Source organism: Lacicoccus kunmingensis DSM 17847, assembly GCF_059568765.1.
On record NZ_JCANUC010000015.1, the window covers coordinates 23,111 to 43,418 of the forward strand.

Genomic DNA, 20,308 nt, shown 5'->3' on the forward strand with positions numbered 1-20,308 from the left:
CTTTGTTTAAACGGTATTATATTTCACTGAAATTTTCCAGGCACTTGTTGAGAGGAGGGAAAAATTAAATCACACTAGGCGTCTGCAGACAATGAATCCGTCAGAAACACTCCCAGAGAGTAAAACACTTTGACACCCCCTCCCACTGCAAGGTCTTTTTCTGAAGCTCGAAAACCAAAAAGAAAAAATTAGTGCACTGATCATAAGCAATACGGATCACCTTCATGCACATTTGTTCAAAGACTTCCTCTGTTATGAATTCACCAACCAGCTGACGCTTACAGTCAATGAGGAATTGAACATCAATTTTGATAGTATCGAGAACTCTCCATACGATATTATAATCACTTCCTTTCCAATTCCTGATGTCGGCAAAACCGACAAAGTATGTATAGAAAACCTGCCCCTGCAAAAGATATTGAAGCAACCGACAATATCATCAAGGAAATCAGAAAAAAATGAGGCTGAATTTTTCAGCCTCATTTCATATTTATCTTTGTTCGAAGTTTTCCACTCCTGCAACTCTTTGTGATTCAAAGAAATCCTGGAAATAATACTCAAGTGAATAACGATCCAGATGGTCCTTATAAAAAATCTTTCCATATTCTGATGAAGTTTTGGACGCCAATGCCTCAACTACAAATTGATCCATTGATCCGATTGCCTGGACGACATCTATCTCCAGACCGTAATTAAAGTGTGCGAGAGAAACAAAATCCGTCTGACCCTCATTCAGCAGTTCAAGTGCGTGTAATACATCATCAATCGTAGGATAGTCATTATGACCCTGAGAGATGGTCAGCCTTGTGTAAGGCTGTTCTTCTTTATCTTCAACCGGCTGATCCGATTGGAAAAATTGTCTCAAATTAAATAGTCCCATGTTATCTCCTTCTTTATGATATTTCCCAGGTAATTATTACAGTACTACGCTCGCCACTAAGCGATCAAGCTCCCGAATATCTACACCTTTTGATAAGTTGAGTTTGAAATGCCCGGCTCTTGTCCATAATTCGAGTTCAGCATTAACATCAAACAAACCTTTCGCATTTTCGCTGGACCACATATTAATCATGTTATATGGCAGTGAATACACCTCTACTTTCTTACCTGAAAAACCTTGAGAATCCCTAAAGACAATTCTTTTATTTGTAAATGTAACGCTGTCTCTGAAGGTTTTATATGCCTTGATGAATGTCTCACCTTCAAGCATGATCTCCTCTACTTCTTTAGGCAAATCACATTCACTGACTAATGTATATTCCGGGATATTTGCATTCGCCATGGGTACATTCTCCTCTTTAAGTTTATTTAAAGTTATGCCTTATCATTCCACTTGATAATCTCCACATTATCAATTTGCACTTTCCCTTTACTTAACACATGTGGCACATAATGAAACATTCCTACCCGTTCATCTTTTTCACTCTCATCGACAAAGTATTTTAAGGTGTCTGTAGGCAGTTTCTCAAGTTCTTTGTATTCTTCGATATTCAAATAGTCCATATTTTCCGGTGCAATGGGTGCTTCCGGACCACTGTAATGTTCCTTTTTATAGTGATACAGTACATTTTCATTATCTTTCAGGTGTTCAATAGGTATTTTATAAAAGGTCAAGTTTTCTTTCAGGTTTAAATTCAGCTTCTTAAGCTCTTTATATATATGGTGCGGGTGCAAAGTGGAAAAATGAACAACATCATTCCACAGACAGTCGAGCATCGGCACCTCCCTTTCCATCAGGAAAGCTCTTTCCGGGTGGTCGTCGTACTTGCTGTTGTATCTCGCATACATATTCTCATCGATATTTTTCATTCTGTTCAAAGGAATAAGGTAGTTTCCCGTCATATTTTTAGGTACCATGTGATAAACGAAGTTCATAACTTTTCCCCCATTTGCATTAATTTTCCCTGAAATCTTTTAACATATGGAAAGCTGTGAAATCTCTTTTTTGGATGGCATCCATCATTTTAAAGCCTACTTTTTCATAGTAACTCACGTTTTCGGCATTGCCTGTATACAAATATATTGGACGATTGACTGCTTCAGAATAGTCGTCAAGTGCATTCAATACCGTTTTTCCGATGCCCTTGCCCTGATAATCCGGGCTCACCGCAAGCATTTCCAGTGTGATCGCATCTTTAGGTATACTTTTAGGCTGCTGCATCGCTTTATATAATCTGAGAAGCTTTTTATACTTGACCCGCTTTGCTACGGGGACGACTTTCCTGAGCCTTTTCAATGTTTGTTTGAAGTGTGAAAAGCCATGTCTGTCACCACTGATCTTCACAGTGGCCACCCCTGCGACATTGCCTTCATGTAACACAATGTCTATTTTTTCATTATGCTTTTTAAATACTTCCAGTTCTATTTTCAATACTTCGGCAAACAACGCTTCCGTTTTCGGATCGCTGAAATCAAAAGTATTTACAGCAAACTCTTCAGTTTGAAAACTTTTCGCAATGACGCGTGCTGCCTCATCAAGATGTTTATTTTCCAGAGGGACGATTTGTACTGAACTCATAACAGACTCCTTAAAGGTTATCTTGGTTTATTTACTTTTATTATACAGCAAATACCATGAAAATTTTACCTCTAACAGGAAATAAAAAGAACCCCGAGAGATATATTATCTCCCAGGGCTCCAATGTTTCCGTTAAATTAATTGTTTCTTCTTCTTGCAAAGAATAGTAATGCTGCACCGATAGCGAGCAATACTGTTGCAATGATTGCAATTGTACTGCCGAGTGCTACACCAGTAAGCGGTAATGAAGTGTCTGAGCCTTCGTCTTCTCCAGAACCAGGTGTACCTTCTCCCTCTTCGGTTTCAGGTGTCCCCTCATCTGTTGAACCAGTTGGTGTTTCATCTTCTTCAGTACTTGGTGTGCCTTCATCTGATGAATCGGTTGGCTTGTCATCCTTTTCGTCAGTACCAGGTGTTTCTTTATCTGGTGAGTCAGTTGGTGGATCTTCACCATCCTCAGTTTCAGGCGTGCCTGGATCTTCTGTTCCAGGTGTCTCTGGATCTTCAGGTGTATAATCGTTGATCACAATAATATTACCGTGATCTTTGTCTTTGACAATCGATTTATAACCTTCTGGTATATCCAGCTCTTCAACTGAATATGTGATCGGTTCACCATTGTCGTTTACAGCCAATCCATTCCACGTATGCGTCCAATTATTATCATCAGATAGTGTTACAGAATCACCGTGAATTTCTCCATCAGCAAGAAGTTGAACTTCGATGCTGTCCGGACGGCTATCATACTTGTCTTTCTTATCCTTCCAGCCTTTTGTCACTGTTGCACTTGTTTCTTCAGGTGTATGGCTGTTTGTGATAACAAAACCGTCGTCGTCCGATTCAATGGACGCTGAGTAATTCGCTACGGAATTCTCTGTCACTGAATAATTGATTTCTTCACCTTCTGCGAACTTTGGCAGATCAGCGAATGTGTAGTTCCAGTCATTATCTTCACTTAAAATAGCTTGTTCAATAACTTTGCCTTCATCATTCAATAGATTCGCAGTGATATTATCCGGGCGTACTTCATCCTGATTGTCGGAGTCATCCCATACTTTCATAACAGGGATATCTACTGTTTCCGGTGTATAACTGTTGGTGATGATGATATTGCCATGATTCTCATCATTGATACTTGATGTATAGCCTTCAGGGACATTCAGCTCTTCAACCGAATAGTCAATTGCTTCCCCATCAGTATTCACATCAAGCCCAGTCCAAGTATTTGTCCAATTATTTTCTTCTGATAAAGTGAATGATTCACCTGTCTCTTCACCATCAGCAGTCAATTGCACTTCAATACTTTCCGGACGATTACCATCCTGATCGTTAAAGTCATCCCACCCTTTTGTAACAGTCACACTCGTCTCTTCCGGTGTATAACTATTGATTATAATAGGGTCTCCATTTTCATTTTGTTCAATACTTGTCGAATAATCTGAGACGAAGTCTTCAGTCACAGTATAATTGATTTCAGAACCGTTCTCATATTTTGGAATTTCTGAGAAAGTATACTGCCACTGGTCGCCTTCCTGATCAGACACAACAGCCGTTCTGACGATTTCTCCTCTGTCATTCAAGAGATTCAATTCAATCTGAGACGGGCGTTCGCCATCCTGATTGCCAAGATCATCCCATACTTTTACAACCGGAATCTCTATCATTTCAGGTGTGTAGCTATTCGTTACAATGATATTGCCATGATTGCTGTCATTGATATTTGACGTATAACCTTCAGGAACATTTAACTCCTCAACTGAGTAATGAATTGCTTCTCCATCAGCATTTAAGTCAAGTCCATTCCAAGTATTCATCCAGTCATTCTCTTCCGATAAAGTGACTGGTTCCTCAATCGCCTCACCGTCTCCTGTCAACTGGACTTCAATTGTTTCAGGACGTTTACCATCCTGGTTACTGCCGTCATTCCAGCCTTTTGTCACTGTTACACTTGTTTCTTCCGGTGTGTAATTGTTTGTAATGTCAAATTCTTCACCGGTTTGTTCATAAGAATAATCAGCTACAGTATCTTCTGTTACTGTATAAGTGATCACTTCTCCAGCCTCATATACAGGCAAATCAGTGAATGAATAATTCCATTCGTCTTCCTCTGTCACTTCAACTGAATCCGCCTGGTTACCGTTAGCGAGTAAGTTGACTGTAATTGAAGCCGGACGATTACCATCCTGATTCTCTTCATCATTCCAAGTTTTCGTTCCAGTCACTTCAGTTGTTTCCGGAGTATAACTGTTTGTTATATCAAAACCATTTATCTCCGTTTCGTACTCTTCAACTGAAACTTCTTCAATTGTATATTCTATTTCATTACCCTCTTCAAATACTGGCAAGTCTGTGAAAGTATACGTCCAGTCTTCAGCTTCAGTCACTGTACGTGAATCGACTTCCTCACCATCTGCCAAGAGATTTACTGTGATGGATTCCGGACGTTTGCCATCCTGGTTATCTGCGTCATTCCATGTTTTCGTGCCAGAAATTTCAGTAACCTGTGTTGAATAGCTATTCGAGATTATAATATTTCCACGATCTTCATTATTATAAGCCGCTTCATATTCTTCAGGAACATTCAATTCTTCCACTGAGTATTCAATCGCTTCGCCTTCCTCATTTAAAGCAAGACCCTGCCATGTGTAAGTCCAGTCATCTTCTGAAGTAAGCTCTACTGCTTCTCCTTCGGGTTCACCGTTGGCATACAGCTGAACTTCGATGCTCTCCGGACGATTGCCGTCCTGGTTATTCCCGTCATCCCAACCTTTTGTGACCGTTACACTTGTTTCTTCAGGAGTGTAGCTGTTCGTAATGACTTGCACCCCATCTTCATTTTCTTCTATAGATGTTGAATAATCATTTACAGCATTTTCAGTAACTGTGTAATTGATCGTTTCACCATTTGCGTATTCAGGCAAGTCAGTGAAAGTATGCTGCCAGTCATTATCTTCATTCAATAGAACACGCGCTGCGAGTTCACCTTTATGATCATTCAGATTCACAATCACTTCGCCTGGGCGAACACGATCTTGATCATCTGAATCATCCCATATTTTTTCTACAGGTATTTCAGTTTCAGCAGGTGTGTAACTGTTTGTAAGAATAATATTGCCGTGGTCAGTATCGTTGACACCAACACTGTATCCTTCCGGTACATTTACCTCTTCAACTGAATAATCAATTGCTTCACCATCAGCATTAACATCCAACCCTTGCCAAGTGTATGTCCAGTTTTCTTCAGCAGTAATTTCCACTACATCTCCAACCGGTTCACCTTCTTGAAGCAATTGAACTTCAATGCTTTCCGGACGTGCACCATCCTGATCACTTGCGTCATCCCAGCCTTTAGTTACTGTTACGCTCGTTTCTTCAGGGGTATAACTGTTTGTGATAACAAATTCTTCTTCTTCATTTTGACTAATAGATGTTGAATATTCCGATACAGAGTTCTCTGTCACTCTGTAACTTATTTCTTCACCATCATCGAACTGCGGCAGCTCAGTGAAAGTGTACTGCCAGTCATTTTCTTCATCTAAGATTGCTGTAGTAACAATACCGCCGTCATCGGCTATCAAGTTCACTGTTATATTGTTCGGACGAATATCGTCTTGATTTTCTTCATCGTCCCAAACTTTTGAAACAGGCACTTCAATTTCTGCTGGTGTATAGCTGTTAGTGATAATCATATTACCATGGTCATTATCATTAATAGATACTTCGTATTCTTCCGGAGTATTCAATTCTTCAACTGAATAATTGATTTCTTCTCCATCAGCATGAGTATCCAACTCCAGCCATGTGTATGTCCAATCATTAGTTGTTGAAAGCGTCATCGGTTCACCTTCTGGCTCACCATTAGCTGTTAACTGAACTTCGATGCTTGCAGGACGGTTACCATCCTGGTTATTTTCATCATCCCAGTCTTTTGTAACTGTCGCACTCGTCTGGCCTGGGGTATGTGTATTAGTTACAGTAAATCCTTCTCCAGTCTCCTGGATGGAAGTTGAATAATCTTCAACTGCATTTTCTGTAACTGTATAATTGATCGGTTCACCGTCATCATTTACAGGAAGTTCCGTAAATGTATGGCCCCAGTCACCATTCTCATCAGCATCAAGTACAGCTGGTTTTAAAATTTCTCCATCAGCAAGCAAGTTAACTCTGATGTTATCAGGACGAACACCATCTTGGTCATTTTCATCGTCCCATACTTTATTTACTGGAATTTCAGTCATTTCTGGTTCATAAGTGTTTGTAATCATGAGATTTCCATGATCTTCATTATTTATGTTTACTTCATAGCCTTCTGGTGCTTCAATTTCTTCAACTGTGTATTCAATTGATGAACCAGAGGCATTCAGATCTAGACCTTCCCATGTATAAGTCCAGTTATCAGATGCTGTTAATGTTACCGGTTCACCTTCAGGCTCTCTGTCTGCTAACAGCTGTACTGTAACTGTTTCCGGACGGTTACCATCTTGGTTGTCACCATCATTCCAGAATTTTGTAACAGTAGCTGTTGTTTCTTCAGGAGTATAGGTGTTTGTTACAACACTGTTAAGACCTGTATCTGTTTCTGTCGTATCTATTTCAGTTGAATAATCTGCGACAACATTCTCAGTCACACTGTATTGAATCTCTTCACCGTTGGCAAATTTCGGTAAATCATCGAAAGTATGTTGCCAATTATTGTCTTCATTTAATACGGCTGATGTTTCAATTTCACTGCCGTTTAAGAGATTAACTGTCACATTGTTTGGTCTGACACCATCCTGGTTATCAGCATCATCCCAACTCTTGGATACAGTTACTTCAGTTACTTCAGGAACATGAGTGTTTGTAATAGTAATATTGTTATCGTCATCACTATTCGTTTCTGATTCATAACCATCAGGAACATTAACTTCCTCAACTGTATAGTTAATTAACTCCCCATTAGATTTGTATTCATCTAAATCAGTCCAAGTATTCGTCCATTCATTATTCTCTGACAATGTCACAATGCTTTCTGAAGCTTCACCATCGGCAAGCAGTTGAACTTCTATGGAACCTGGACGTAATCCATCCTGATTCTCTTCATCGAGCCATTCTTTTGTTACTGAAACATCTGTTTTCTCTTTAGTATTTGTAAACTCTGTCTCATATGTTCCTTCCCCAGTTCCATATGGTTCAGTTATTTCAATGACTTGTTCTGTTTCATCAATAACATATCCAGTAGGTGCTTCAACTTCTACTAAGTAATATGTCCTGAGTGGCAAGTTCCCAATTAAAATTTCACCATTGTCATCAGTTTGAAGTTGTTCTCCAAATTGTACTCGCTCACCATTCAAATCATAATACAATTCGAATATTGCCGGGTTGTCTGCAATTGCATCTCCTGATGCAGAGTCAGACTTAACAATCTGCAGTGCTCCACGATTTGGATTAAAATCACCAGATGCCCAGCTGAATTGTTCCGCTGTCAATTCTTCAGTTGTTACAGTTCTATTTTCAATGTTGTCACCGCTTAAAGTCACCTCATTGTTTACTGTCGCTCCATCTTCTGCTGTTACCACTGTTGTGTAGTTTAAAACTAATATTTGATTTAATGATTCATTAAGTTCAATGTTCAGTCTTGTTCTATCGTCTTCAGTTTTTGTATTAGATAGAACATAATCTTCACCCTCACTTAATGCATTACCATCCAGTGTTGTTATTTCAAGCGTACCTTGTACATACTCTAATCCAGCGCTTAAGATATCTGTTATTTCTGCATTATCTATAATAGACAAGCTATCATTCACTTGAACTTCCCAATTAACTTCATCACCAATATAAACATCTGAACCTTCTTGCCCAACTGATGACTTATCTAAGAAATTATCATAGTTTTCATAGCTCACAGTACCGCTGTATGGAGAGTCATTACCGTCTACTGAAACTGTTGCTTCATTAGTATAATTTTCCTCGGAAGTATTTGGTACTGTTGTTAAAAATTCTACAGCATATCTTTCTGATACTTCCTGGTTAAATGTCAGTGTAAATGTATCACCATCTACATTGACACTATAAGCACCAGGATCTAACACTTCTTCTGTAATGGATGTATCACCATTAGCTGCAACTGTATAAGTTGACACTCTGATACTGTCCTCCTCGATAGAACCTTCATATTGAAGTGTATCTGTGATGACTACATCACTACCGAGATCTTGCTGCTGGTAGTTGGTATACAGCTGCCATGCAATTTTTCTTTCCGTACCGCCTTGCCAGCCATTTACTATATTACCTTCGCTGTCTTCGTGAACAAGCTGGCCTTCTTTGTAACCGCTGTTCCATGAATCTTCTCTGACAGTAGTGCTGGCTCCTCTATCCGCATCAACATCATGACCGCTTGTTGTAGTACCTGTGAAGTGAGCATTGTTTAAATAGATCTGGGCCTGGCCATCTTCATCAGGATGAGCATCTAAAGTATTGCCTTCAACTTCCAACTGTGGATCATAAGACGTTTGGTATTCAACTTCTAAAGTACCGCCATCCAGAGTCGCATAATCACCAATCAGATTGATGATAAAACCTTTTTGATAACCTGTTTCTCCATCTTCTGTTCTAGGTTCTAAAGTATAATCTGTACCCAATGTTAATTCATCATTCGCAGAATGTTTAACCGTTACTGTATCCGGAAGTAAAATCATACCTTTGTTCGGGAAAGTATCCTCTATAACAAGTGATTCAATACCTTCTCTGATTGGGTTGACTGTTAAGTTCCAATCCATTGTTTTTTCATTATAATCAATAGCAGTATGGTTTTTCTCAAAACTGTTTGCAGGAGGGCTAGCAGGGATAGTTGTCGTGTGCTCTTCCTCGCCAATACCGTCACCTACTAATCCTACAGTGTTAGCAAAACTGTCTACGTCAAAACTTGTAATCTCTGTGTTGTATTTTATAGTGATGTGCTGTGTGCTGATATCTCCAAAATCAAATGTGATATCGCCGCCTTCACTGTCTGTAACACCCTGAGCTATAGTAACATTTGCTTCTACAGTTTCACCGTCACTGTTAGTAATGATAATATCATCTGCTGTTAAAGTAAGCCCTTCAGGGAGTGTGTCAGTTACAATTACACCATTAAGTTCATGTTGAGCTCTGTTTAAATCAACAGTCCAGCTTATCTTTTTATTGTCATAGTCAATTCCGCCGGAAGTGACTCCTTTTTCTAAAAGAGGCTGTCTGTCAAATTCCACAACAGCTTCGTCTCTGCCAATTTCTTCTTCTCCATTATTTAGAGTTGCTACGTTTTCAAAATCATTTTCAGTTTGATAATCAGATCCATAATCTATATTTGTACTAAAGTTAATTTCGTAGTGTTCGTTTGCAGCTGTCGGACCTAAGTTAACTGGGAAATTATTGGTTTCAATTGTTACATTCCCGTCGCTAACTCCATCAACAAATTTTTCTACTGCAAATTTTTCTTCATCTACTGATAGTCCCTCTGGTAAAATATCATCTATAATTGTATTTTCTATAGCAGACCCATTTTCGTTTGCTACAATTGTCCAATCAATTTGTCCCGTTTCTTCATTATATGAACCAGACTTTTCAATTGGATTACTTGCTGTAAGTCCAGAAACTGTTGCTTCTGCCGGTAAATCAGATTCTCCATCATGGAATGTCGCATCATTTGTGAATTCTGTTAGAGTTCTATCCGTAATAGGCGTTGTGTACTGTACGCGATACCCCTGATAAGGTTCCAGGTTGTCGAAAGCTAATTCAAATCCACTATCATTTGGAATTGGTGTAACATCGTCAACTGTTTCACCTGTTACTTTGTCACCACTTAAATTTGTAGATAATTCTGTTATGACAAAATCCTCAGGTTCACCCAATCCTTCTGGTAAAATATCTGCCAATGTAGCTGTAGTAACTGCTTCACTGCTGTTGTTCATCACATCAATTGTCCAAGTAATCTCACTTGCGTTATGAGCCTGATCAGGATGTCCTTCTTTTGTAATACCGCTGGCTAAATTGTTCGGTCTGGCAATCACATTTAATTCTTTGCCTGTCGTATCATTAAAGTTAATTACCTGTTCAATATTCTCTTCAAATTTTTGCAAATTGAAGTCTAAGTTTAAACCGATTTCTCCATTGGAAACATCGCCCTCTTCAATATTATCATTGAAGATTATTTGAAGCTCACCATTTTGAATTTGATAAGTTCCTACAGTTATGCCGCTTGTAACAAGAGGTGTAGCCGGTGTAGTGATTTGATCAAAAGCATCCGGCAATTGAATCGTTGCAGTGTCTCCACTTTGTGCATTCAATCCTTCAGTATGCCAGTCAAAAACGAGTTCTACTTGAGTACCGTCGCTAAGATCAATGGTCGCACCATCTTCAATCTCTTCACCATTATGAGTTAAACTTCTGAACTCAAAGATATTCTGTGTTAATTCAGCTAAAGGTGCAATTTCTGCAATCTCTTCTTCAACAGCCAGAGGCACCACTAACTGTTCTTCTTCATCAATCGGATCAATATATGCAAATTCTTCGTCCATAGAATCTTCATTAACATAAACTTCTACCTCAACCGTTGAATTTGCAGCTCCAACTGATTCTACCGATTCTAAAAATGTAAATTCAGTTATGCCATCTTCACTTACGTTATAAGTCGCTATTTCAGTACCATCTGATTCCAAAGTACCTTGTGTCGCTTCTGCAACTTCAACTGATGATGGCAGTTCTACTACTTCTACATCATCTGCCTGATAGTTCTGATTTTCCTCCAGGTTACTTTGAACTCTCAAAGTTAAAGTTTCTTCAGGATCAAGACCTTCTTCTTCAGTAAACACTTCGCCATCTTCGTTAAGTGCTTCTTCTATTGCTAAAGAAAACCCTTGTTTTTCTTCGTCTTCTTCTTTCGACTCTTCAAATTTCTCTTCTGCTGTTTCGTCTTCCTCTGTCGACTCTTCGGACTCCTCTTCTGTTGTTTCGTCTTCTTCCGTCGACTCTTCGGATTCCTCTTCTGCCGCTTCATCTTCTTCCACAGATTCTTCAGATTCCTCTGCAGCTTCTTCAACTACTTCTTCCTCAACAAATAATGGAATAACAACTTGTTCTTCTGCTTCGATAGGAGTTATGTAAGCAAACTCTTCATCTACAGAATTTTCGTTAATATAAACGCTGACATCAACCAGCTCATCTACTGCACCAGCTGATTCAACGGCTTCTAAGAAAGTAAATTCCACTTTCCCGTTTGTATGTATAGTATATGTAGCAATATCTTTACCATTTGAATTTACTGTGCCCTGTTCTGCTTCAGCAACAACTACAGATGCTGGCAGCTGAACTGTTTCAACATCATCTGTCTGATAGTTCTGATCTGCATCCAATTTACTTTCAAGTCTTAAAGTAAATGCTTCTTCAGAATCCAAGCCCTCTTCTTCAGTGAAGTGGTTTCCGTCTGCATTCAGCGCTTCTGCAATTTCTAAATAAAAACCGTGTCTTTCTTCATCAATCTCTTCTTCTTCAGGAGCTTCTTCTGTTGTTTCTTCAGAATTTTGCTCAGATACTGCCTCATCTTCTGTCGTTTCTTCCGAGGTTTCCTCCGTTACTTCCTCATCAGTTGCTGCTTCTTCCGGCTCTGTGCCAGATTCTTCATCACCAGGAGGTTCAGCCTCTTCAGTATTACTGTCTTCCGCCTCTGCTTCTTCAGTTGTCTCTACTTCTATATTTCCATCTTCCGGCTCAGCTTCAGTATTCGCTAATACTGATATTGGAGTTGAAAATAAAGAAGTAAGAATAAGCAGAAGAGAGAGAGACGTGATTGTTATTTTCTTCATCTAGCCATTCTCCTTTACTTACATTTGTAAAAAATTGCGTAAATGCAGGGGAACATCAGGGGGACAGACAGGTTTAATATCAGAATTACATTGTATAAAATATGCATACAATTTTATGCCTCCACTGTTTCCAAAGGAGGGCATCCTATTCATCAGCATATGAATTTTATATTAAATGAATTTTATCTGATATTAAATTTCATAAAGTTGTTACAAAAAGAGTTTAGATACACTTTTTTTGTATTTTTAAGTAATGATTTTCTGGATATGTATCTCATTACATAATATGTATCATGGAACAGTGTACCTCAAATTAAAACTTTTGCAATATAAAAATCTAGAAATCTAAAGATTATTTATTACATTTTAAAGTTATGTGCGTATATTCTGCAAATATTTGTAATATTACTATGTGCATTACATGTATGTTAGAAACAGACATAAAAAATAGCCTTTAATCCCGAATAGGTTAAAGGCTTTTCAAATTACATCGCGCAGGAATTTTATCTGCACTCCATTTTTGAAATAATAATTCTTCATATTTTTTATAAGCTTCATTTGTAAAACACCGTTCTGTACCATAAATATAAAACGGCGGCAGTTTTTCGTTACTGAAACTATCTTCAGGCGAATGATCTTTTATCAGTAAACTTAATTCTTCTAAATCTTCCCGAAATTCTTTTGAACGTTTACCGCCTCTTCTCAAGTGTTCTGCATCCATGGCCTCCAGCAATGACAAAGTGTCAAACACGAATGGCCGCCCTTCATTATATACGGATTTTACCACCGGATGGTGGAGATAGCGGGTGTTCACTTCTGCCAGTCCGAGTGCTCCCAGACACACTCTGATAATCTGGTATAACTCCAGTACCTGCTTCGACAGTCTTCTGTTATCGAGAAACTGTGCGCTGATCTGGTGATCTTCGCTCACTCTGAATATCTGCATCACTTCAGTTTCTCCAGCTCATCAAACATCGCCGGACGGTGTTTATATTCTACTATCCATTCTTCAATCAATTGATCGACACGTTCTCTTCCGCCCGTATATTTCAGCATACCTTTGGTGAACTCCACCACTTCTTTGTACAGTCTGCGCTCATTGGCCATCCTCATCCTACCTCTTGCGAATTTTTCATATATATCCAGCATTTCATCCGGATATTTGTCTTTTAAATCATCTTCATAAGTGAGTACATCTCCGGAATATGTTGAATTCTGTACATATTCAAGAATGCGTTCTTCCAGACCTTCATTTCTGTAATAGTCAGCCAGCCGTGCATTTTCAGGGAGTGCCTGAAAAACATCTTCTCGTATTTCCGGCCATTCCTTCTCACTGTATTGCGCTTTTAATTCATTGAAGGATTCAAGACTATGGAAATCATACATGGTGGTAAGCAGCCAAAGTTCCTTCAAATAGGCTTCATGGTTTTTCTTTGTTTTATACAGTTCTTTCAGCTGAATGGTATACTGCCTGTTCAGTTCAGGCCCTTTAAATTCAATTGCTCTGCCTTCTTTTAACAATTCTATCGCCTTGCTATACTCTCCTTTTGAAATATGCCGCTCTATCGCAAAGTTTCTCACTTCAAACAGATATAGGTGACTTCCGATAAACTGTTCGATTTTATAGTCATCATCCATCTGGTCCGACAATTCCAAATAAAACTTCGCCCATCTCTCTTCTTCCACAGGGTATGCTCCCGGATTTATTGCCCCTTGCAGTTCTTCCACCTGCTGGCCCGCAATCTGAAGTTTTCTTTCCATCTGGTTGGGTTCTCTGAAATTATCCAAAAGAAATTCCAGATACTGGTCGGGATCTGTCGTGTCCCCCAGATGGTCACGTCTTGAAATGATCCATCTGAACATTGTCGCTGCGATTGTTTTCGGCGCTTGATTTAAAATGGCCTGCCAGACCCTGAAAATTTCACGCATGATATCGTGCACCACGCCGCCGGAATCATCAATATTTAATTTATTCAGTCTGAGGAAAATCAATTTGGTGATGTCGAAGGCTTCATCGAAATATTTATTATTCACGAGACCTGTCACTTCTTCGGTCAGGAAATCATTCAAACCTCTTTCCATTCTCATCGCTTTTCTGTAAGGTACAAAACTGCCTATTTCCACATTTGGATTGACGATTTCCTGATATCTTTTTTTATACTGCTCAAAGTCCTCTTTTGTCAGTTCGTTATTACTGAGGAGACGCAGACGCATCACCAGATTTTCATCTTCACTGAGCAGATTCACGACAAAATTTTGAAGGGTGTCGTGATCAGTATTTTCTACAATCTCTCTTATTTCGTTAAGGTTCGTCATTATCTCACCTGCTTTTAAATTCTTATTGATTTAATTATACATCAGCATACCGAGATAAGCAGAATCTCCCGCACTATTTTTCCTGACGAATTAATTTATGCAGATAAATTAATTTTCTATGTTTTTTACATATAATTACAGGTTGAATCCATATATTAAAGGGTAAGTAATTTATAACTCAATTTTCAGGAGGGATTTTTTAATGTCCAAGAAAAAAGACGAACTGAATAAGCGGGATACGATAGATAATACGAAGAAAGCACCGCTCACTACGAACCAGGGACTTCCTGTCAGTGAAGACGAATTTTCTCTGAAAGCTGGAGAAAGAGGTCCGACGCTAATGGAGGACTTTCATTTACGTGAGAAAATAACACATTTTGACCACGAAAGAATTCCTGAACGTGTCGTCCATGCCAGAGGCTTCGGCGTACATGGTGAATTTGAAGTTTATGAATCTTTGGAAAAATATACAAAGGCAAAATTCCTGACCGAACCCGGAAAGAAAACACCTGTTTTCACACGGTTCTCTACTGTAGCGGGAAGCCGGGGCTCCATGGATATTCCGCGTGACGTCCGCGGTTTTGCTACGAAATTTTATACAGATGAAGGTAATTACGACCTTGTAGCCAACAATATGCCAGTGTTCTTTATGCAGGATGCAATCAAGTTCCCCGACATGGTCCATGCGGTGAAGCCTGAACCTCATAATGAAATACCTCAGGCTGCTTCAGCGCACAATACATTTTGGGACTGGGTCTCTCAGAACACCGAAAGCGCGCATATGGTCATGTGGCTGATGAGTGACCGTGCGATTCCGAGAAGTTTCAGCATGATGGAAGGTTTCGGGGTCCACACTTTCAGACTGGTTAACGCAGAAGGCAAGAGCCACTTCGTCAAATTCCACTGGAAGCCTGTAGACGGCATGCACCAGGTATTATGGGACGAAGCCCAGATCATCAATGGTAAAAATATCGACTTCAACCGACAGACACTTTGGGAAAATATAGAAAACGGCCATCCTGCGGAATTCGAACTGGGGCTTCAGATTATCCCTGAAGAAGATGAGTTCAATATGGATTTCGATATTCTTGATCCGACGAAATTGTGGCCGGAAGAAGACGTACCTGTACAGATTGTCGGTAAAATGACATTGAACCAAAACGTGGATAACTACTTTGCAGAAACAGAGCAGGTCGCTTTCCACCCGGGCAGTGTCGTGCCGGGCATCGATTTCTCAAATGACCCGCTTCTGCAGGGCAGATTATTCTCATACACCGATACACAGCTGATCCGTCTCGGCGGACCGAATTTCCATCAGCTGCCAATCAACCGGCCATTAGCTGAATTCACCAACAACCAGCGTGACGGTTATGGCCAGATGTCCATTCATAAAGGTAAGACCGCACATCATAAAAACTATATGAATGATAACCAGCCCGAACCGGCAAGTCCTGAAGAGGGTGGCTATGAACACTATCAGGAAAAAGTCGAAGGCAGAAAGATACAGGCTAGACACGACAGCTTCAAAGACCATTTCAGTCAGGCTAAAATGTTCCTGAACTCCCTTTCCAAAACGGAGCAGCAGCATCTCTATGATGCATTCAGCTTCGAACTTGGAAAATGTGATATGGAAATCAGAAATATCGTAGTGAGAGAATTGATCAATAAGATCGACCGTAATCTTGCGGAATATGTCGCAGACCATACCGGTGCAGAACTGCCGGCTGAAAACGAAGAATCGACTTATGAAAAAAGTTCACCGGCACTCAGTATGATGAATACCAATTTCTCACTGAACACACGTACTGTCGGTGTCATCATCACTCCGGACGTGACAGAAGATACACTAAACGAGACAAGAACCAAGCTTGAAGAAAAGGGTCTGCAGGTCAAATTCATCTCTGATAAGATTTACACGATCGGAGATACAACAATTGATGAAACATTGGATACAGTCCACTCAGTCCTTTTCGACTCAATGATTGTCATCAGCGGCGAAGAAGACCTTCAGCCGCCGGTAATCGAACAGCTTGAAATTGCTTTCAAGCATAAAAAAGCCATCGGCTTTGGCGGCAATCCATCTTTCAGTAAACTTTCATTTTCAGAAGAAGATAAAGGCGTATCAAATATAGAAACGGAACTGGACAAGTTCTTGGAAGATGTTAAAAACCACAGAGTATGGGACAGATAACCAGTATGAAGTAAAAGCGCTCCTTTTCAGGAGCGCTTTTTATTTGCCGTGAATTTTATAAATCCTAATTCCGGTAAATATGGTCACGAAACGATGGCATCCCTGTATTCCTGGACGGTCTGGATGAACTTGTTCATTGCCGTCGTCATATACGTATCCTTATGCCAGATGAAGTCCGTGGAGATTTCGCTGTATGTCGGAGACAGTTCATAGCCGAACAGCTCTTCTCTATCAAGAGCCTCCTTCACGGTGGACTCGGGTACAAGACTGATGCCGAGCCCTGATTTTATACTGCCGAGAATCGTCTCCAGTGTACCGAATTCAACAATCGCTGCATCTTCCACTTCTTCATCATTCAACCATCTCTCAAGATTTCTTCTGTAGTTGCAGCCCGGCTTGAAGACGAGCATCGGCATGTTTTTCAAATCTTCCAGTGTCGCATTCTTATCACCATGTACGAGCACCAGCTTTTCTTTGAACAGCTCGGCTCTGCTGAGGGACGGATGCTGCACGAAACCTGCAACAAACGCGCAGTCCAGCTTTTTATCCGCCACTTTTTTTATGATTGTGTCAGTAACACTGCTGTCGATGGATAATGATACGGCCGGATAGAAGTTTCCGAACATCGAAAGGATCGCCGGCAGTCTGTTGATTGTTTCAACCGTGCCGATATCCAGTCTGCCCGACGGATGGTCGGTATCGTGGAACGCTTTATCTATATCGTTCATCGTTTTCTGTATCTGTTCTGCATAACTCTGCAGTTTCCTGCCTTCGGACGTCAGAGTGGTACCTTTCCTGTGACGCAGGAAAAGCTGTGTATTGAGCTCTGCTTCAAGCGACTTGATGCGGGAAGTGACATGTGACTGGACGTAGTTTAATGATTTGGCAGCGCGGCTGATACTCCCAAGTTCACTGACACTCAGGAAAATCCTCAAGTCTTTGAATTCCATAAAATCGCCCCGTTCCTGTTATTTGAACCGTATTATACACAAAATTTATTTGGTTTTGTTGTGCAAAGCTGTACAGAACAGTGCTTATAGCAGTTTACGGCAAAAAAATGAAGGCAGATCCATGTTGGAGTCTGTCTTCATTTTCATCTTAACCTGCGTATTTTTTTATCAAGTCTTTATAAAATTTTATAGACGCCTCAAATGCTTCGACTGCCACATATTCATTCGGCTGATGTGCCAGCGTCTCGAGGCCCGGACCGTATATCAATGTCGGAATTTTACTGTCCGGATTCAACACGGATCCGTCTGTATAGTAGGATACGCCACCGACCGTCTCCTGTTCGGCAACTCCGAGTGCATCCTGAATGATGGCCGCATCATCTTCGGTCACCACCGTCGCCCGGTCAAGCAGCACTTTCGTCTCTACTTCCGGCTGGGCATCCCCTGAAAATAAACTGCTCAGTCTTTTATTAAATGCCTCGTACAGATCATCATGGACATTCGGGGTGACTGTCCGTATATCGATGTTCAGCGTGCACTCGTCCGGGATGACATTGGTCTGGATACCGCCGGAAATCATATTGGCGGATACACTGCTTTTGCCGAGTGGCGCCTTTTCTTCCAGCCATTCTTCCTTCAGTTCTTCGATCAGGCTGATCACTTTGCCCATTGCCTCGACAGCGTTGATGCCCTGTTCCGGCATCGCACCGTGTGCAGTTTTGCCGGTCAGTGAAACTTCAATCCACAGGGCCCCTTTGTGTCCGGCAACGACTTTTCCGCTCGTCGGCTCGGCGATTACAATCGCATCGACATCATCCATCCCTTCTGTCTTCACATAATGCGCCGCACCGACGGAATCGACTTCCTCACCTGCAGTGGCAAGAAACTCCACATCTCTTGCGGGTTCGAATCTTTCTTCATGCAGTGATTCCAAAGCCAGATACAATGCAGCAAGACCGCTTTTCATATCCGTCGTTCCTCTGCCGTACATTTTGCCGTCATCAATTTCTGCATCAAACGGGCCATGTATCCACTTTTGTGAACCGATTTTCACTGTATCCGTATGACCGGACAACAGCAATCGTCCTTTATTTTCATCACTGCCTTTCAGTGTCACAGAGAAATTGCTTCTGTTCTCTGAAAGGCCGGTCACTTTATACGGAAGACCTGCCGATTTACTTCTGTCGATGAATTTTTCAACTACCCGGTGCTCATTACCCGGCGGATTTGTACTGTCTATCTTGATTAATGACTGCAGAAATTCAATGTTCGTCTGCAAACAATCACTTCCCTCTCGCTTTGAAATAAACTTCATCCTTATTTTCAGGCTGGAGACTCGGACGCGTCGCGCTGAACAGTGAAATGTCCTGCTTCGTCTCCCCGACAGTGACAAGTTCACTCAATACTTCGCCGACTGCGCTTGAAAACTTGTAGCCGTGGCCGGAAAAGCCTGCAGCAATCGCAACGTGATCATGCTCCGGGTGTTTATCGATGATGAAGTTCTCATCCGGCGTATTCGTAAACAGGCATGTTTTCCCGACATTGAGGCTGCCGTTTGCCGCCTTCATATATTGACCCATGAAACCGCGGATATCCGATTCATCTTTTTCATAAGTGCCGAATTCCCTGTTGTAATAAGCCGGGTCGACATCGTCCCCGTTATCATAACGGCCGATTTTAAAACCGCCGCTGTCGATGGATGGAAAACCGTAATAGACGCCGGACGGAACGTCCGCAAAGAAACCCGGGAAGCTGTCCGCTTTGTACAGTTCATCGTCGGAATCAAACCATGCGATGGTCTGTCTGGATGGCTGGATGTTTATTTTCATATCCAGGTCTTCGAGGATCTTTTTATTCCATGCACCGCCGGAAATGATCAGTTTATCTGCTGTGAATGATTCTTTCGCGGTATCGACTTTGACGGAATCGTCATGGATATCGATGTTCATTACCGGTGAATGGACTTTCAGTTCAGCACCTTTTGCCAGAGCGAGGCGTCTGAACGTGAGTATACTGTTCTCGGAGAAAAGCATGCCCGCTTCCGGTTCATAACAGCCGATCTGGCCGTCAGGCACCTTGATGCCCGGCCATCTGGCATTGATTTCATCCGCTGACAATGTTTCATAGTTAAGCTTATATTTGTGACCGCCTTCGATTGCCGTCTGGACGAACAGTGATTCGGCCGGACCATACGTCACGACGCCGGTTTTCATGAAAATTCGTTCATTCGTTTTCGCCTGGAGATCATCCCATAATTTCTGAGCGTGCAGTGCAAGCGGTACATATTCAAGACCTTCACCGCATGCGTGGCGGATCAGACGCGTCTGTCCTGCGTGACTGCCGTTTTCATGCGGCGGATCGAATGCATCAATCATCAATGTGTTGACCCGCTGCTCCGCCAAGTAATAGCCTGCCGCCATTCCCATGGATCCTGCGCCCACTACGATCACTTCATAATGCTTTGTCAATTCCATCACTCCCCGAGGCATGAAATAATGCCGTAATATTTGTACTT

At 41.0% G+C, this 20,308-nt stretch carries 11 protein-coding genes; 1 reads left to right on the forward strand and 10 read right to left on the reverse strand.

Features of this window, described 5'->3' with window-relative positions:
- Positions 1-490 precede the first annotated feature (490 nt).
- From BO48_RS12760 to BO48_RS12790, 7 genes are all read right to left on the reverse strand, one after another.
- Positions 491-880, reverse strand: a complete 390-nt coding sequence (locus BO48_RS12760; RefSeq protein ID WP_496367871.1) for a hypothetical protein — start codon at positions 878-880, stop codon at positions 491-493.
- Positions 881-916: 36 nt separating this feature from the next.
- Positions 917-1,282 (reverse strand): PH domain-containing protein, encoded by a 366-nt coding sequence (locus BO48_RS12765; RefSeq protein WP_496367873.1) that lies wholly within the window; start codon positions 1,280-1,282, stop codon positions 917-919.
- 32 nt (positions 1,283-1,314) lie between these two features.
- Positions 1,315-1,875 carry a group-specific protein gene (locus BO48_RS12770; protein ID WP_496367875.1) on the reverse strand — a complete coding sequence of 187 codons (561 nt, stop codon included), beginning with the start codon at positions 1,873-1,875 and terminating at the stop codon, positions 1,315-1,317.
- A 19-nt stretch (positions 1,876-1,894) separates the two neighbouring features.
- Positions 1,895-2,518, reverse strand: a complete 624-nt coding sequence (locus BO48_RS12775) for a GNAT family N-acetyltransferase (protein WP_496367877.1) — start codon at positions 2,516-2,518, stop codon at positions 1,895-1,897.
- Between the two features lie 137 nt (positions 2,519-2,655).
- Entirely contained in the window at positions 2,656-12,336 is a 9,681-nt protein-coding gene (locus BO48_RS12780) for a Cna B-type domain-containing protein (protein WP_496367879.1), read from the reverse strand.
- A 469-nt stretch (positions 12,337-12,805) separates the two neighbouring features.
- On the reverse strand, positions 12,806-13,282 hold the full coding sequence (locus BO48_RS12785; RefSeq protein WP_496367953.1) for a pyrimidine dimer DNA glycosylase/endonuclease V: 477 nt from the start codon (positions 13,280-13,282) through the stop codon (positions 12,806-12,808).
- The gene (locus tag BO48_RS12790; protein WP_496367881.1) at positions 13,282-14,652 is read right to left on the reverse strand and encodes a hypothetical protein; all 1,371 of its coding nucleotides are present in this window, start codon (positions 14,650-14,652) and stop codon (positions 13,282-13,284) included. Before BO48_RS12790 ends, BO48_RS12785 begins: the two co-directional genes overlap by 1 nt.
- Positions 14,653-14,854: 202 nt before the next feature.
- On the opposite strand from BO48_RS12790, the gene BO48_RS12795 reads away from it, so the two are divergent.
- Entirely contained in the window at positions 14,855-16,843 is a 1,989-nt protein-coding gene (locus tag BO48_RS12795) for a catalase (RefSeq protein WP_496367882.1), read from the forward strand.
- Positions 16,844-16,926: 83 nt separating this feature from the next.
- Here the strand turns inward: BO48_RS12795 and BO48_RS12800 are convergent, their stop codons facing one another.
- The 3 genes from BO48_RS12800 to solA all read right to left on the reverse strand — a co-directional run bounded on the left by BO48_RS12800 (position 16,927) and on the right by solA (position 20,261).
- Positions 16,927-17,793 (reverse strand): LysR family transcriptional regulator, encoded by an 867-nt coding sequence (locus BO48_RS12800; RefSeq protein ID WP_496367883.1) that lies wholly within the window; start codon positions 17,791-17,793, stop codon positions 16,927-16,929.
- A 148-nt stretch (positions 17,794-17,941) separates the two neighbouring features.
- Complete coding sequence (locus tag BO48_RS12805) at positions 17,942-19,072, reverse strand: M20 family metallopeptidase (protein WP_496367885.1); 1,131 nt, start codon at positions 19,070-19,072, stop codon at positions 17,942-17,944.
- Positions 19,073-19,076: 4 nt separating this feature from the next.
- Positions 19,077-20,261: an N-methyl-L-tryptophan oxidase gene (solA, locus tag BO48_RS12810; RefSeq protein WP_496367887.1), complete on the reverse strand. Its 1,185-nt coding sequence runs from the start codon at positions 20,259-20,261 to the stop codon at positions 19,077-19,079.
- Between the last annotated feature and the right edge of the window lie 47 nt (positions 20,262-20,308).